This window comes from Bradyrhizobium sp. USDA 4532 (assembly GCF_024171315.1).
In the GTDB taxonomy this organism is placed as follows: domain Bacteria; phylum Pseudomonadota; class Alphaproteobacteria; order Rhizobiales; family Xanthobacteraceae; genus Bradyrhizobium; species Bradyrhizobium australafricanum.
Genome location: NZ_JALJZN010000001.1, coordinates 476,174 through 490,326 on the forward strand (window position 1 = coordinate 476,174; position 14,153 = coordinate 490,326).

Consider the following 14,153-nt stretch of genomic DNA (forward strand, 5'->3'; position numbering starts at 1 on the left):
CCAAAAATGCGGCCGCAAGGGGGCCACGCGACATGATCCGCAATACCGCCGCGAGCTGGGGCTCGCTCGCCCGCGCGTTCCACTGGGTGCTCGGCATCGCCATCATCGGCATGCTGGCCTATGGCTGGTGGATGAACCACGTCCCGGCGCGGGCGGACAAGTTCTTCTACCGCTCGATCCACGCCGATATCGGCTACCTGGTGCTGCTGCTCACCGTGCTGCGGCTGGTCTGGCGCGGCGTCAACCCGACGCCGGCGCTGCCGGCCGAGATGCCCTCCTGGCAGCGGATCGCCGCCCGGGTCAGCCACGGCGCGCTCTACGCCGTCACCCTCCTGGTGGCGATGCTGGGGTGGGCGCATTCCGGCGCCCGCGCCCAGGATTATTCGAGCTTCTTCGGCCTGTTTCACGTTCCCCAGATCACCTCGCCCGACAAGGCGGCGGCGGATGCCTTTGAGGATCGCCACATCTTCTTCGCCTATGTCTTGCTGGCGCTGATCGTGCTGCACCTCGCCGCGGTCGCCTTCCACCACTTCGTCAAGCGCGACCGTGTCGCCGCGCGGATGGTGGGGACGGGCGCGGCGGACCAAGCCGGTTTGTCCACATGAGAAACTCCGCACCGGACGCTGACCGCCGTTGGCGGATGCCGGACGAGAGCGCTTTGCATGTCGCCACCTGGATGGCGTTCGCGCACGACACTAAGATCTGGCGCAAGCAGCGGCTGCTTCCGGTGGTCAGGGAAAACCTCGCCCTGGTCGCGAAGGAGATCGCGGCTCATGAGCCCGTGAACATGCTGGTGCGCAAGGAAGACTACGATATTGCCGCGCGGCTATGCGGCCCTCGGGTGAACCTCGTTGTTCAACCGCTCGACGACATCTGGATCAGGGACACCGGACCGGTCTTTGTAACGAACCCGTCAGGGCAACTCGGAGCCGTCGGCTTCAACTTCAACGGCTGGGGCGGGAAACAAAGGCATGCGCATGATGCCAAGATCGCGGAACGTGTGGCCGAGCTTGCGCAAGCTGAGTTCATCAAGGCCGGCCCGAAGCTGGAGGGCGGCGGCATCGAAGTCGACGGCGAGGGGACAGCGATCATCACCAAAAGCTGTGTTCTCAACGACAATCGCAATCCTGGTTTGACGAAGGATGAATGCGAGGCTGAACTCTTCCGCCTGCTCGGGCTGCAGGAGATCATCTGGCTACCCGGCTGTCACAACAAAGACGACATTACCGACGGCCATACCGATTTCTACGCGCGCTTCACCAGCCCGGGCGTCGTTGTCGCGGGCCTGGAGATGGATACGTCGTTCGACGATTACGAGGTGACGAGAGAACACCTGGCAATCCTGCGCAAGTCGACAGACGCAAGAGGTCGACACCTGAAGGTCGTGGAGTTGCAGGGACCGTCGACGGTCCGTCCAAAGTACGGAAACGACGACGGCTTCGCCGCCGGCTACATCAATTTCTACGTTTGCAACGGTGCCGTGATCGCGCCGGAATTCGGTGATGCGGCAGCGGACCGCAACGCGCGCGACAAGCTGCGCGACCTGTACCCCGACCGGGAAATCATCCAGCTCGATATCGACGGCATCGCCGCCGGTGGCGGCGGCATCCACTGCGTGACGCAGCAGCAGCCGCGCTTGTGAAAGCTGGCGGCCCGGTCGCGAAGCGGGCGACCGGGCCGTGGCTGCACGAGCGGCGCTAGCCCGCCGGCATCTGCTTCTCGACCAGCCGCACCCAGTAGGAGGCGCCGTGGCCGAGGATGTTGTCGTTGAACTTGTAGGCGGGGTGGTGGCACATCGGACCGTCGCCCATGCCGAGGAAGACGAACGCGCCGGGTCGCGCTTCCAGCATGAAGGCGAAATCCTCGGCGCCCATCACCGGCACCAGATTGTCGTTGACGCGGTCGGCGCCGACCACATCGCGGGCGACCTCGGCGGCGACGCCGGCCTCGCGCGCGTGGTTCAACGTCACCGGATACATGCGTCCATAATCCGTCTCGGCCGAGCCGCCATAGGCCTTGGCGATGCTGGAGGCGACCTCGCCGATCCGGCGCTCGACCAGGTCGCGCACACCGGGATCGAGCGTGCGCACGGTGCCGCCCAGCGTCACGGTCTCCGGGATCACGTTGAACGCGGTGCCGGCCTCGAACATGGTGATCGAGATGACCGCCGATTTCAGCGGGTCGACATTGCGCGATACGATCGACTGCAACGCATTGATGATCTGGGCGCCGATCAGCACGCTGTCGACCGCCTCGTGCGGGGCGGCGCCGGCGTGGCCGCCCTTGCCGTGGACCACGATCTTCAACGTGTCTGACGAGGCCAGCATCGGGCCCGGCGTCGTCGCGAAGTAACCCTCGGGCAGGCCGGGCATGTTGTGCAGGCCGTAGACCTCCTGGATGCCCCACCGGGTCATCAGCCCGTCGTCGACCATCGCCTTGCCGCCGGCGCCGCCTTCCTCGGCGGGCTGGAAGATCACGACCGCGGTGCCGTCGAAATTGCGCGTCTCGGTGAGATATTTGGCGGCGCCGAGCAGCATTGCGGTGTGGCCGTCATGGCCGCACGCGTGCATCTTGCCGGGAATCTTCGAGGCGTAGGCGACGCCCGAGGCCTCCGCGATCGGCAGCGCGTCCATGTCGGCGCGCAGGCCGATGGTCTTTCCCGAAGTGGACTTGCGGCCGCGGATCACGCCGACCACGCCGGTGCGCCCGATCCCCGTCACCACCTCGTCGCAGCCGAACTCGCGCAGTCTGTCGGCGACGATGCCGGCGGTGCGGTGGACTTCGTAGAGCAGTTCGGGATTCTCATGGAAGTCATGGCGCCAGGCGGCCATTTCATCCGAGAGGGCGGCAACGCGATTGACGATGGGCATGGGGAGCGTCCGTTTCTTGTGAACTTTGGTGGGCGGGTCAGCGTAGCGTAACCCGCCGACTTGTCACGCGGGAATGGCGTCAGTATCCCGGATGAGCGCAAGCGATATCCGGGGATATGCACAACCAGCCCCGGGTGTCGCTGCGCTCACCCGGGCTACGGGAGCGGGCTACAAATTCGCCAGCCCGCATTCGACGGCGAGGCGGACCAGCTGGGCGTCGGTCCGCATGCCGGTCTTGGCCTTGATGAGGTAGTGATAGTTCTGCACGGTCTTGGTGCTGAGGTTGAGGTTGGCGGCGATCTGCTCCTTGGTGCTGCCGGCGGCCAGCTGCCGGAGGATTTCGATCTCGCGCTCGCCGAGCTGGTCGAGCGCCGATCGGGTCGGCACCAGGCTTTCCATCGCCAGCACGCGGGCGACGTCGTCGCTCATCGCATGCTCGCCGCGCGCCACCGAGCGGATCGCAGCGATCAGCTCGGCCGGTTCGCTGCCCTTGGTGACGAAGCCACTGGCGCCGGAGCCGAATGCCGCTTTCACCTGGGCCGCCTCGCTATGCATGCTGAAGACGAGGATGCGCGCGTCAGGGTCGCGCGCGCGGATGTTGCGGATCGCCTCCAGCCCGCTGGCACCCGGCATCGAGATATCCATCACCACCACGTCCGGCTGGTGCGACTTGAACGCGCGATAGGCACTGGCGGCGTTGTCGGCTTCGGCGACCACGTGGAAATCGTCCTGATGCTCGAGCACGCGCCGATAGCCCTGGCGGACCACCGGATGATCGTCCACCAGCAGGATCGAGATGCCCCGAATCTTCGCCGTTGTCGTCGTCACGGTTGTCATCTCAGGCGGCGAGCGGGATCGTGGCGGCGACCGACAGGCCGCGGCTGGCGCGCGCGATCGACAGCGAGCCGCCGAGGGCTGTGACGCGTTCGCTGACGCCGGTGAGGCCGAAGCCCGCGGATTGCGCCACCTTGGCCGCATCGCCGCCGCCGTCGTCCTCGACGCGCACCAGCAGGGCGTTCTCGCTTCCGGTGCGCCGCTCGATCCGCAGCACGATCTCGCGCGCCGAGCTGTGGCGCAGCGCATTGGTCAGGCATTCCTGCGCGACGCGATAGGCGGTGGCGGCGACCGTGCCGCTGATGTCGGCAAGGTCGCCCTGCAGATCGAGCTGGATCATCGGCTGCGCCGTGCGCGACCGCCAGCTGTCGACGAGATCGACGAGGCTTGCCTCCAGCCCGAGCTCTTCGGCCGGCGGATGGCGCAGCCGGTTCAGTGTATCGCGCAGGCACGCCATGATGCGGCGCGTCGCCTGCGAGATCATCCGTGCATCCTGTGCAATTTCGGTGCCGGCGGCGTACTTGTCTCCGGCGCTTGCCTCGATCGTGTTGGCGAAGGCGAGGATCGCGGTGAGATTCTGGCCGAACTCATCGTGCAGCTCGCGCGCCAGCGTGCGGCGTTCGTCGTTGCGGATTTCGAGCAGCCGCCTGGTCAGCACCGTGCGTTCCTCCTCGGCAAGCGCGAGGCGGTCGCCGAGATCGCTGACGGCGCGCCCGATCATCGCGAGCTCCATCGAGCGGACGCGCGGCAGCGGCGTACGGTACTCGCCGTCGGCCATCCGCCGCAGCGCGGACACGATCGAGTGGGCGGGCGCCAGCGTGTGCGCGATCGCAAGCGAAGCGAGCAGCGCGATGGCGAGGGCCATCAACAGCGCGACATGGATGTTGTCGAGGATGTGCTGCCAGGCGAGCGCGATCGCGGCGTCCGGATCGGCGATGGCGCGGACGGTTCCCGCGGTCGCGGCGCGGGCGCTGATCGGCCGCTCCACGGTGGCGTGATCGCCGAGTATCATCTGCACGGTGGCCGCGAACCAGCGTGGCGGCGCCTTGCCGATCCCCTTGCTCTGGCCGCAGAGCGGCTTCTCGAAGGCGCCGGCCGGTTCGAACTGCACGCAGATCCCGGGCGCGATCAGGCCCATGGTTTCGATGGTGCGCCAGTCCGGTGCCGGCAGCAATTGCTCGCGCATCCGGTTGCTGCGCAGCAGCAATTCGCGCCAGTACAGCGCCTCGAGCGATTGCGAAACACGCTCGGCGGATGCCTGCGTGGCACGATCGACACTGCGATAGGCGTCGATCGTGGCCCAGACGGTGGCCGCGCCGAGGCATAGCGCGACGATCACGAGCAGGCGGGCGACCAGTTGAAGCACAAGGCGCATGCGATCACTCCACGGCCAGAGCATGATCCGGAACGGAGAGAAGCGGCTGGTCATGCTCAAACGAGAGGTGCGATGCTAACAGCACCGCTGTTCCCCGCCAATCGCAAGCATGCGAAGCTACGCAGGTCGGGAAATTTGCCTGACGGAATCTGGGCAGATGTCTTTGGACGGCGCAGGCCGGCTCTGCTCTAACGGAAGGTGAGGCCCGCGCCGCGCCTCACGGAACACAGGGAGCTCACGCAGCATGGATGCCAAGGTCGATGTCGCGGCCGCATCGGCCGGCACGGACGCGGCAGAGCGCAGCGCCCTGCTGCTCTGGATGATCTTCACCGGCCTTTCGGTGTTCGCCGCATTCCTGCTGTGGCGCTACGGGCTGATCCGCCTCATGATCAGTTCCGACCGCACCTACATTTCCAGCGTCATCGCCGTCCTTTACATCGTCACCTGCATCCATTGCTTCTGGCGGACGCGGGCGATCGCGCGGGAAGGCGAGGTCGCGCGCTCCTGCCGCACCATCCTCGCCGCGCCCGATGGCGCCAAGATCCTTGCATCGGGGGCGCTCGCATCAAATGCCCGCGGCCTGCCCGGCGGGCTCGTCACCGATCACATCAAGAGCCTGGTGCAGAAGGCCGAGGCGCAGGCGGGGCGCATCGACCAGACCCTGCTGCTGCGGACGCTGGCGGACCGGCTGCGCGGGTCCAACGGCTTCGGCGCCTTCGTCTCCGACACGCTGATGAAGCTCGGCCTGCTCGGCACCATCATCGGCTTCATCATCATGCTGGCGCCGATCGCTTCGCTGGATGCCGCCGACAAGGTCGCGATGAAATCGTCGATGGGCCTGATGAGCGACGGCATGGCGGTCGCGATGTACACGACGCTGGCCGGGCTGATCGGATCGATCCTGGTCCGGATCCAGTATTACATGCTCGATTCCGCGACCCAGCGGGTGTTTTCCGACGCAGTCGTGCTGACCGAGACGCACGTCACGCCGGCCCTCGAACGTCGCCTTGGTACGCCGTCATGATGGATGAGTTCGGGCTCTATCCGCGCGAGGAGCCGTTCGATCCGCTCGGCGTGATGTTGTTCAAGGCGCTGCAGGTCATCGCCTTCCTGTTCTTCTTGGCGCTGCTTGCGGTGTCGCCGGACTCCAAGGAAGGCAAGATCGAATCCAAGGCGGAGTTCATCATCACGATGGACTGGCCGGACAACCATCCTGACGATCTCGACTTGTTCGTGCAGGATCCGGCCGGCAACATCGCCTGGTACCGGCATCGCGAGGCCGGCTTCCTGACGCTCGATCGCGACGACCGCGGCGGCGCCAACGACTTCATCGTGGTCAACGGCAAAAAGATCGCATCGCCGATCCGCGAGGAGATCGTCACGCTGCGCGGCGTCGTCGCCGGCGAATACACCGTCAACGTCTCGCATTTCCAGGCGACGACCGGCCAGCCAGTGCAGGCCAATGTGAAGGTGCAGAAGCTCAATCCGACCGCGCAGGTGATCTTCGACGACAAGCTGACCGTCGATCACACCGGCGACGAGAAGACCGCGGTCAGGTTTCGTCTCGATGCCGAGGGCAAGGTGATCAACGTCGACCGGCGGCCGAAATCGCTGCTCGAGACCTTCCGCAGCAGCTGGCGCAACGGCGGCGACCTCGATCCTAACACCGGCGTCCCGAAATCCGGCGTCAGGGTGCTCCGCAATGATTAGCTTGCAGTCGGCGATCCTCACGCTTGCGGTCGCATACGCGGTGGTCGGTGCGCTGCTCTTGATCGTGCTGGTCTATGCGCGGCTGCACTGGTCGCTGAAGGCTGTCGTCATCGTCGTGACCAGCGCGTTCTATTTCGTCAGCTTCGGCGGCATGCGCGATCTGCTCGGCTGGGCGTCCGCGGAAAAATTGCCGGCGAATTTCAAGCTGCTGTCGACGCGGATCGTGGAGCCGCATTCGCTGGAGGGCGACCCCGGCTCGATCTATCTCTGGGTCGAGGAGCTTGACGAGGACAACCGGCCGAGCGCGATCCCGCGCGCCTTCCGCATTCCCTATAGCGACGCGCTGGCGGCGCAGACCCACACCGCCGAGAACGAGATCAAGGCCGGGCACCCGCAAGGCGGACGGGCGGCGGATTTCGGCGGCGGCGACGGCACCATCATCGACTTCGTCAGGGAGTACATCACGCCGAAGACGATCCTGGAGACGACCGGCGGTGATTCCACGACGGGGACGTTCGTGGCCCCGCCGGCCGGCGCGCAAGGGTCGGTGTTCACGCCGCTGCCGCCGCCCCGGATGCCGCCCAAGGACGAGCAGCGATAGCAGGATGCCTCCCCGGGAGGGTGGCACAAAAATAGGGATCGGGAATAATCAGTCAGCGGGATGGACAGTAATCATCCGGAATTCCTCAATTCCCTGAAGTGTGTAGTCTTGGGGCTAACCGGGGCTAGATTTCATCCCGAAGCGATTTTCCCGGCAAAGGGGCCGCTGCGTGAAGCGGCCCCTTTCGATTCCGTCGCCAAGCCCGGTGAGGGGCCGGCGCGGTGAGGCGGGCTCACAGCACCGTCAGGAATGCGATCGCAAGAACCATCAGCCACCCGACAATGACGAGCGAGACCACCGCGCCCGCGGTGATCTTGGCGATCTCCTTCAAGGTCATTGGCCGGTCCATGCAAGTCTCTCCCAGGTAGCCCCGAGCGAGAGATAGGCGCGGATTGGCAGATCGCCCCCGCTGCTCACGGAACGTTGTAGCGCCCATCAGCCGGGGGCTTTCCCGGGAGGACCGCTGTCATTTCACAAAATATTGTCTGACAGATATTGAAATCTGTCAGCGGGATGGTGTATATATTCATCAGCCCAAGGGAGGAGGGCGCCCAGTGGCTGTTCCGGCGTTTGGCCGGGGAGCCGGACTTAATTGACTACCTCGAAGGACTACCTCCATGACCATAGAAATCTTTCAATTGACCGCCCAGATTCAACAGTGGCTCAATCTTCGCGTCGCTCGCCACTTGGCCGCCCAGGCCGCCAAGTTCACCCGCGGGCAGGACAGCGATAACCAGACGGTAAACGCATGAACGAGGCGGTGGTTTTGACACCCGAGCGGATCCTTGAGGCAACTGAGGATGTCTTGAGGCGCTTCGGGTTGACCAAGGCCACCGTTGTCGACGTTGCCCGTGCGCTGGATGTCAGCCACGGCAGCGTCTACCGTCACTTCCCCAGCAAAGCCTCGCTGCGCGATGCCGTCGCCAAGCGCTGGCTCGACCGCGCCAACGAGCCGCTGTGCAAGATCGCAGCCGGCGAAGGCCCGGCGCCGGAGCGGCTGGAGCAATGGTTGCGCACCGCCTTCACGATCAAGCAGAAGAAGGTCTGCGACGATCCCGAGATGTTCGCGACCTACCTGGCGCTGGCGCAGGACGCGCGCGAGGTGGTGGAAGCCTACAAGGACAAGCAGGTCGACCTGATCGCGAAAATCCTCTCCGACGGTGTCGCGCAGGGCGTGTTCGAGATCGACAATGTGAAGGCGACCGCCCGTGCCGTGTTCGACGCCACCGTCCGCTACCATCACCCGGCGCATGCTGAGGAATGGGCCAAGCCGGAATGCCCGGGGCGGATCGATGCGCTGCTGGCCCTGCTGCTGAAGGGCCTGCGGGTCTGCAAGCCCTAGCTGAGCTTTCTGCCGACATCCCCTGACCACCTGATGCCTTTGGCCCGATTGCGAGCCCGGGGCCGCATGTGCTTGATATCGGATAGGGATCAGCAACGCGGACCACGATGCGGCTTGCACTGTTTGCCGATATTCACGCCAACCGGCAGGCCTTCGCCGCCTGCCTCGACGCTGCGCATGCGCGCGGCGCCGAGCGGCTGATCTGCCTCGGCGATATCGTCGGCTACGGTGCCGATCCCGAATGGGCCGTCGACACGGTGATGGACCTCGTCGCCAAGGGCGCGATCGCGGTGCGCGGCAATCATGACAATGCGATCGGCGTGCCGAGCGACAGCATGAATGCCGAGGCGCAGGCTGCGATCGACTGGACCCGCGGCCGGCTCAGCGGCGAGCAGAAGGCGTTCCTTGCCGAGCTTCCGATGTCGCGGGAGGAGGACAATCGGCTCTACGTGCACTCCGAAGCTTCGGAGCCCGCGAAATGGCGCTACGTGCGCGACACCGCGGACGCCGCGCGCAGCATGATGGCCACCGAGCTGCAGATCACGTTCTGCGGCCACATCCATCGTCCCGGCCTCTATTCGATGTCCTCGACCGCCAAGATGACGAGCTTCGTTCCGACTTCGGGCATCGCCGTTCAGTTGCTGCCGGGGCGGCGCTGGCTTGCGGTGCTCGGCTCGGTCGGCCAGCCGCGCGACGGCGATCCCGCGGCGTCGTTTGCGATGTTCGATACCATAAGCCGCGAGATCACCTTTCATCGCGTGCCCTACGACGTCGCAACCGCGGCGGCGCGGATCAAGGCGAACGGCCTGCCGCACTGGCTCGCCGACCGCCTGCCGCTCGGCCGGTGACGCCGATGGCGGCGCTGGCGATGCAGGCGGGCGCCGAGATCGATGGCTTCACCATCGGCGAACGCGTGCACCGCGGCGGCATGGCGACGCTGTGGAGCGTCACCCATCCCGGCATCACCGTGCCGCTGCTGATGAAGGTGCCGCTCACCTCGGAGGGCGAGGATCCGGCCGCGATCGTCAGCTTCGAGATGGAGCAGATGATCCTGCCGCGGCTGTCGGGGCCGCACGTGCCGGCCTGTTTCGGCACCGGCGACTTCGAACGCCAGGCCTATGTGGTGATGGAGCGCATCCCCGGTCAGACGCTCTACAAGCGGCTCGGCGAGCTGCCGATGCCGTATGAGGAGGTGAGGGTGATCGGCGGCAAGGTCGCCACCGCGCTCGCCAGCCTGCACCGGCAGAACGTCATCCATCACGACATCAAGCCGAGCAGCATCATGTTCCGCGAGCGCGGCGAGGCGGTGCTGATCGATTTCGGCCTCTCGCATCACCGGCATCTGCCCGACCTGTTGCAGGAGGAGTTTCGGCTGCCTTACGGCACCGCGCCCTACATGGCGCCGGAGCGCTTGCTCGGCGTCCGCGACGATCCGCGCAGCGATCTGTTTTCGCTCGGCGTGCTGCTCTACTTCTTCACCACCGGCGTCCGCCCCTTCGGCGAGACCGAAAGCCTGCGCGGCATGCGCCGGCGGCTGTGGCGCGATCCCTATCCGCCGCGCGAGCTGAAGCCCGACTATCCGCCTTGGCTGCAGGAAATCGTGCTGCGCTGCCTGGAGATCGACCCCGCCGCGCGCTATCCGACCGCGGCGCAGCTTGCCTTCGATCTCGGCCATCCCGATCAGGTGAAGCTGACGGCGCGGGCGCAGCGGCTGCGCCGCGATCCGCTCAGCACGGTCTGGCGCCGCCGCTTCAATCTCGGCGCGGTGCCGCCGCGGCCGAAGTCCGATGTCGCGGCCCAGCTCGCCTCGAGCCCGATCGTGGCCGTCGCGCTCGATATCGGCGAGGGTGCCGAGGCGCTGAACGACACCATCCGCGTCACCGCCGAGCGGGTGCTGTCGACCTCGCCCTCGGCGCGGCTCGCCTGCGTGAATGTGCTGAAGCTCAATCGCCTGGCGATCGACCGCACCCATGACGAGCAGGGCCAGAACAAGCATGTCGACCGCCTGGTGGCGCTGCAGCACTGGGCGCGGCCGTTCGGGCTCGAGGAAGGGCGGTTGACCGTGCATGTGCTGGAGGCGATCGATCCGGCGGCCGCGATCCTCGAGTTCGCCGCGGTCAACCTGGTCGACCACATCATCATCGGCGCGCGGCAGAACTCGCTGCGGCGCGCGCTGCTCGGCAGCGTGTCCGCCAGGGTCGCGGGGGAAGCGCCGTGCACGGTGACCGTGGTGCGGCCGTCGCGGCTGGCGTCGCAAGCGGACGACGGCGAGAGCGATGAGGCGGCCGAGCAAGCGGCGAATGCCGCGGCCACGCCGCCCGCACTGTTCTAGTTTCCCCGGATCGTCAGATCGCCTCGCCGCGAGCTTCGGCCGCCGCATGGCGGATCGCGGCGATGTTGGTCTTGTAAGCCTCGACCGTGCCGCCCTTGAACACGGCGGACCCCGCGACAAAGGCGTTGGCGCCGGCGGCCGCGAGCTGGCCCGCGACGTCGGGTGCAACGCCGCCGTCGACCTCGATGTCGATCGGCCGGCCCGCGATCATCGCCCTGACATCGCTGATTTTGCCGATCGCCGAGCGGATGAAGGCCTGGCCGCCGAAGCCGGGATTGACCGACATGACCAGCACGAGGTCGATCAGGTCGAGCACATATTCGATCGCGCTCGCCGGCGTTGCCGGATTGAGCGAGACGCCGGCCTTCTTGCCGAGCGCGCGGATCGCCTGCAGCGAGCGGTGCAAATGCGGGCCGGCCTCGGCATGCACCGTGATATGGTCGCAGCCCGCCTTGGCGAACGCCTCCAGGTAGGGATCGCAGGGCGAGATCATCAGATGGGCGTCGAAGATCTTTTTGGTGTGCGGCCGCATCGCCTTGATGACGTCGGGGCCATAGGAAATGTTCGGCACAAAGTGTCCGTCCATCACGTCGAGATGGATCCAGTCGGCGCCGGCCTGGTCGACGGCGCGGACCTCCTCGCCGAGCTTTGAGAAATCCGACGCCAGGATCGACGGAGCGATAACGAGGGGACGCGGGGTGAATGACTGAGTCATGTCAGCTGTTCCGGAACACTTCAGGGGGCGACGGGTGAGTCCGCCTAACATGCGGACGCGTGGCGGGCAATGACGAGCGGACGGCGCTCTGCGACCGGAAAATTCTTCCGCCGGCGGCAGCTCTTGCCGGGTGCGCGGAACCCGCTTCGATGCGGGAACGCCTGGTTTTGCTGGGTTTTTGCCATGGCACGCCCTTTGCTCAGCCATTGACCAGCGTTTGAGCCGCCAGGCGCGGCCCTGTTGGAGTATTGCCATGCTGTTCGCCCTTGGCGCTGCGTCGTCGGCCATTGACCTCTTGAGCTCGCTGATGTCGTCGAAGTCGACGACCAAGACCGGCAGCTCTGGTCAGGGGAATCAGACCACCGGCCTGTTCGCCCCTTCGACCGGTACATCGACGTCGGCCGGCAGCAGCACCGGTACCGGCTCGGGCAGCGGCTCTCCGCAGATTTCGCCCCTGACGATGGGCGCGCTGATTTCCGCGCAAAGCCAGTCCCAGACCGCGGTTTCAAACAGCCCGACGGCGGCCAGCCGCTCGGATGCGCTCAAGGACCTGTTCTCGCAGATCGATGCCGACGGCAACGGCAAGATCACCCAGTCGGAATTCGAGAACGCGCTCGGCGCCGGCGGCACCAATACGGCGCAGGCCGACGACGTGTTCTCCAAGCTCGACAGCAATGGCGACGGTAACGTCAGCCTCGACGAGATGTCCCAGGCCTTGCAGGGCCACAAGGGCGGTGGCCATCATCGCCATCACATGGCCAGTGGCTCGACCGACGAATCCAGCAGCGGCGCGGGCGGATCGAGCTCCGATCCCTTGATGCAGGCGCTGGACGGCGCGACCTCGACGTCGGTGACCAACAGCGACGGCTCGACCACCACGACGACGACCTATGCCGACGGCTCGAAGGTGGCTATGACGACGCCGGCCACATCCTCCGCGACCCTCAACGCGGCTTCGTCCTACAATATCGTCGAGCAGCTGATCCAGCGCCAGGCGAAGGCGATCTCGGCGCAGGACTTCGCTGCGATTTCGGTCAGCGCTTAAGACGAGACTGGTAATTTCCGTCATTGCGAGGAGCTCGGCGACAAAATTGCAAAGCAATTTTGCGCTGGAGCGACGAAGCAATCCATCTGTCCACATGTGCGGACAGATGGATTGCTTCGCTTCGCTCGCAATGACGGCAGAGCCAGAAGCGCGATGATCTAACCGAATCTGTCCCGCCAGCTCGGTAGCGCGCCGGCGAATGGCAGCGCGGCCGCTGAATGGACGCCGCGGGCGATGGCGCGCGCCACCGTGTTGGCGGCGAGCGCACCGAGCCTGGTGAGGCCGAACAGCGGATCGATCGGCCTGGCGCCGGTCGCGGCGGCAAACACCACGTCGCCGTCGAGCGGGGCGTGCACCGGATAGATCGCGCGCGCCATGCCGGTCTGCGCGATCATCGCAAGCCGCCGTGCCTGCGGCTTCGTCAACTGCGCATCGGTCACCACGACGACGAGGGTGGTGTTCTCGACGGCGCGCGCGTCGGCGCCGCCCTTCAGCCGCGCCTTTAGCATGTCCGGCGTGAACGAGGGCGGCAGGCCGCGCCCGCCGAATTCACCGCCGACCTCGAACGGCGCCGCCCAGAACCAGGGGCCGCTGCCGACCGTGACGCTGCCGACCGCGTTGACCACCGCGAGCGCCGCGACCGTCACGCCGTCGTCGGTCATGTCGGACGCCGAGCCGAGGCCGCCCTTCAGGTTGGCCGTGGTCGCGCCCATGCCGGCGCCGACGCTGCCGAGCTCGAAGTCATCGGAGGCGGCATTGGCCGCCGCGTAGCCGAGGTCGCGATAGGGCGGAAAGCGTCCCCACGCCTTGTTGCCGCCGTTGAGCAGGTCGAAGCAGATCGCGCCCGGCACGATCGGGATCACCGCGTCGCGGATACGGAAGCCGCGGCCGCGCTCGGCGAGCCAGGCCTGCACGCCGCCGGCGGCATCGAGCCCGTGCGCCGAGCCGCCGGACAGCGCGATGGCGTCGATCGCCTCGACGACGTTGTGCGGCGAAAGCAGCGCTTCCTCGCGGGTCCCGGGACCGCCACCGCGGACATCGATCGAGGCGACCGCCGGCCGCTCGAACAGGATGGCGGTGACACCGGAGGCGACCGTGGGATCGTCGGCATGGCCGACGGCAACGCCGGCAATATCGGTGAGAAGGTTTTTCACGATGGGTCCATCCGCCTGCTGTCCGATCGATCCGGTATAGCAGCCGCAACGGATGCATCAACCGTCGGGCATGGGCGGGCAGGCACCTGCGGTAAGACTTGCAGGCAACAGGTCAAGAAAACGCCCCGGCGGACCGGGGCGTTCTCGTACTCTGATTGGATCAGACGCGAGAGAG

15 protein-coding genes are annotated in these 14,153 nt (G+C 66.4%); 10 read left to right on the forward strand and 5 right to left on the reverse strand.

The window, feature by feature from the left end; genetic code table 11:
* Positions 1-32: 32 nt before the first annotated feature.
* Complete coding sequence (locus J2R76_RS02200) at positions 33-605, forward strand: cytochrome b (RefSeq protein WP_076828485.1); 573 nt, start codon at positions 33-35, stop codon at positions 603-605.
* On the forward strand, positions 602-1,642 hold the full coding sequence (locus tag J2R76_RS02205; protein WP_076828487.1) for an agmatine/peptidylarginine deiminase: 1,041 nt from the start codon (positions 602-604) through the stop codon (positions 1,640-1,642). Before J2R76_RS02200 ends, J2R76_RS02205 begins: the two co-directional genes overlap by 4 nt.
* A 55-nt stretch (positions 1,643-1,697) precedes the next feature.
* Here J2R76_RS02205 and J2R76_RS02210 read toward each other — a convergent pair whose 3' ends face one another.
* From J2R76_RS02210 to J2R76_RS02220, 3 genes are all read right to left on the reverse strand, one after another.
* A complete protein-coding gene (locus J2R76_RS02210) occupies positions 1,698-2,870 on the reverse strand; it encodes a M20 aminoacylase family protein (RefSeq protein ID WP_076828489.1) in 1,173 nt (390 codons plus the stop codon).
* A 168-nt stretch (positions 2,871-3,038) separates the two neighbouring features.
* A complete protein-coding gene (locus J2R76_RS02215; RefSeq protein ID WP_076828491.1) occupies positions 3,039-3,707 on the reverse strand; it encodes a response regulator transcription factor in 669 nt (222 codons plus the stop codon).
* A 1-nt stretch (position 3,708) separates the two neighbouring features.
* Positions 3,709-5,079: a histidine kinase gene (locus tag J2R76_RS02220; protein WP_076828560.1), complete on the reverse strand. Its 1,371-nt coding sequence runs from the start codon at positions 5,077-5,079 to the stop codon at positions 3,709-3,711.
* Positions 5,080-5,323: 244 nt separating this feature from the next.
* Between J2R76_RS02220 and J2R76_RS02225 the strand changes: the two genes are divergently transcribed.
* From J2R76_RS02225 to J2R76_RS02250, 7 genes are all read left to right on the forward strand, one after another.
* A complete protein-coding gene (locus J2R76_RS02225; RefSeq protein WP_076828493.1) occupies positions 5,324-6,103 on the forward strand; it encodes a MotA/TolQ/ExbB proton channel family protein in 780 nt (259 codons plus the stop codon).
* The gene (locus J2R76_RS02230) at positions 6,100-6,789 is read left to right on the forward strand and encodes a hypothetical protein (protein ID WP_076828495.1); all 690 of its coding nucleotides are present in this window, start codon (positions 6,100-6,102) and stop codon (positions 6,787-6,789) included. The genes J2R76_RS02225 and J2R76_RS02230 overlap by 4 nt, the downstream gene beginning before the upstream one ends.
* On the forward strand, positions 6,782-7,390 hold the full coding sequence (locus J2R76_RS02235; RefSeq protein ID WP_076828497.1) for a hypothetical protein: 609 nt from the start codon (positions 6,782-6,784) through the stop codon (positions 7,388-7,390). The genes J2R76_RS02230 and J2R76_RS02235 overlap by 8 nt, the downstream gene beginning before the upstream one ends.
* Positions 7,391-8,007: 617 nt before the next feature.
* On the forward strand, positions 8,008-8,142 hold the full coding sequence (locus J2R76_RS40555) for a hypothetical protein (RefSeq protein ID WP_016843141.1): 135 nt from the start codon (positions 8,008-8,010) through the stop codon (positions 8,140-8,142).
* Positions 8,139-8,732 carry a TetR family transcriptional regulator gene (locus J2R76_RS02240; RefSeq protein WP_076828498.1) on the forward strand — a complete coding sequence of 198 codons (594 nt, stop codon included), beginning with the start codon at positions 8,139-8,141 and terminating at the stop codon, positions 8,730-8,732. The genes J2R76_RS40555 and J2R76_RS02240 overlap by 4 nt, the downstream gene beginning before the upstream one ends.
* A 107-nt stretch (positions 8,733-8,839) precedes the next feature.
* Positions 8,840-9,580 (forward strand): metallophosphoesterase, encoded by a 741-nt coding sequence (locus J2R76_RS02245; RefSeq protein ID WP_076828500.1) that lies wholly within the window; start codon positions 8,840-8,842, stop codon positions 9,578-9,580.
* A 5-nt stretch (positions 9,581-9,585) separates the two neighbouring features.
* Positions 9,586-11,064: a bifunctional serine/threonine-protein kinase/universal stress protein gene (locus J2R76_RS02250; protein ID WP_076828502.1), complete on the forward strand. Its 1,479-nt coding sequence runs from the start codon at positions 9,586-9,588 to the stop codon at positions 11,062-11,064.
* A 13-nt stretch (positions 11,065-11,077) separates the two neighbouring features.
* Here J2R76_RS02250 and rpe read toward each other — a convergent pair whose 3' ends face one another.
* Positions 11,078-11,779, reverse strand: a complete 702-nt coding sequence (rpe, locus tag J2R76_RS02255) for a ribulose-phosphate 3-epimerase (protein ID WP_076828504.1) — start codon at positions 11,777-11,779, stop codon at positions 11,078-11,080.
* Positions 11,780-12,032: 253 nt separating this feature from the next.
* Here rpe and J2R76_RS02260 point away from each other — a divergent pair, with 253 nt between their 5' ends.
* Positions 12,033-12,824 carry an EF-hand domain-containing protein gene (locus J2R76_RS02260; RefSeq protein WP_076828506.1) on the forward strand — a complete coding sequence of 264 codons (792 nt, stop codon included), beginning with the start codon at positions 12,033-12,035 and terminating at the stop codon, positions 12,822-12,824.
* Positions 12,825-12,982: 158 nt separating this feature from the next.
* Here J2R76_RS02260 and J2R76_RS02265 read toward each other — a convergent pair whose 3' ends face one another.
* Entirely contained in the window at positions 12,983-13,978 is a 996-nt protein-coding gene (locus tag J2R76_RS02265) for a P1 family peptidase (RefSeq protein ID WP_076828508.1), read from the reverse strand.
* Positions 13,979-14,153: the final 175 nt, after the last annotated feature.

Bases quoted from the DNA above. Each gene is read 5' to 3' on its own strand.
- J2R76_RS02235 (WP_076828497.1), top strand. From the start codon at position 6,782: ATGATTAGCTTGCAGTCGGCGATCCTCACGCTTGCGGTCGCATACGCG.
- rpe (WP_076828504.1), bottom strand. From the start codon at position 11,779: ATGACTCAGTCATTCACCCCGCGTCCCCTCGTTATCGCTCCGTCGATC.
- J2R76_RS02215 (WP_076828491.1), bottom strand. From the start codon at position 3,707: ATGACAACCGTGACGACGACAACGGCGAAGATTCGGGGCATCTCGATC.
- J2R76_RS02225 (WP_076828493.1), top strand. From the start codon at position 5,324: ATGGATGCCAAGGTCGATGTCGCGGCCGCATCGGCCGGCACGGACGCG.
- J2R76_RS02245 (WP_076828500.1), top strand. From the start codon at position 8,840: ATGCGGCTTGCACTGTTTGCCGATATTCACGCCAACCGGCAGGCCTTC.
- J2R76_RS02250 (WP_076828502.1), top strand. From the start codon at position 9,586: ATGGCGGCGCTGGCGATGCAGGCGGGCGCCGAGATCGATGGCTTCACC.
- J2R76_RS02260 (WP_076828506.1), top strand. From the start codon at position 12,033: ATGCTGTTCGCCCTTGGCGCTGCGTCGTCGGCCATTGACCTCTTGAGC.
- J2R76_RS02240 (WP_076828498.1), top strand. From the start codon at position 8,139: ATGAACGAGGCGGTGGTTTTGACACCCGAGCGGATCCTTGAGGCAACT.
- J2R76_RS40555 (WP_016843141.1), top strand. From the start codon at position 8,008: ATGACCATAGAAATCTTTCAATTGACCGCCCAGATTCAACAGTGGCTC.
- J2R76_RS02210 (WP_076828489.1), bottom strand. From the start codon at position 2,870: ATGCCCATCGTCAATCGCGTTGCCGCCCTCTCGGATGAAATGGCCGCC.
- J2R76_RS02200 (WP_076828485.1), top strand. From the start codon at position 33: ATGATCCGCAATACCGCCGCGAGCTGGGGCTCGCTCGCCCGCGCGTTC.
- J2R76_RS02230 (WP_076828495.1), top strand. From the start codon at position 6,100: ATGATGGATGAGTTCGGGCTCTATCCGCGCGAGGAGCCGTTCGATCCG.
- J2R76_RS02220 (WP_076828560.1), bottom strand. From the start codon at position 5,079: ATGCGCCTTGTGCTTCAACTGGTCGCCCGCCTGCTCGTGATCGTCGCG.
- J2R76_RS02205 (WP_076828487.1), top strand. From the start codon at position 602: ATGAGAAACTCCGCACCGGACGCTGACCGCCGTTGGCGGATGCCGGAC.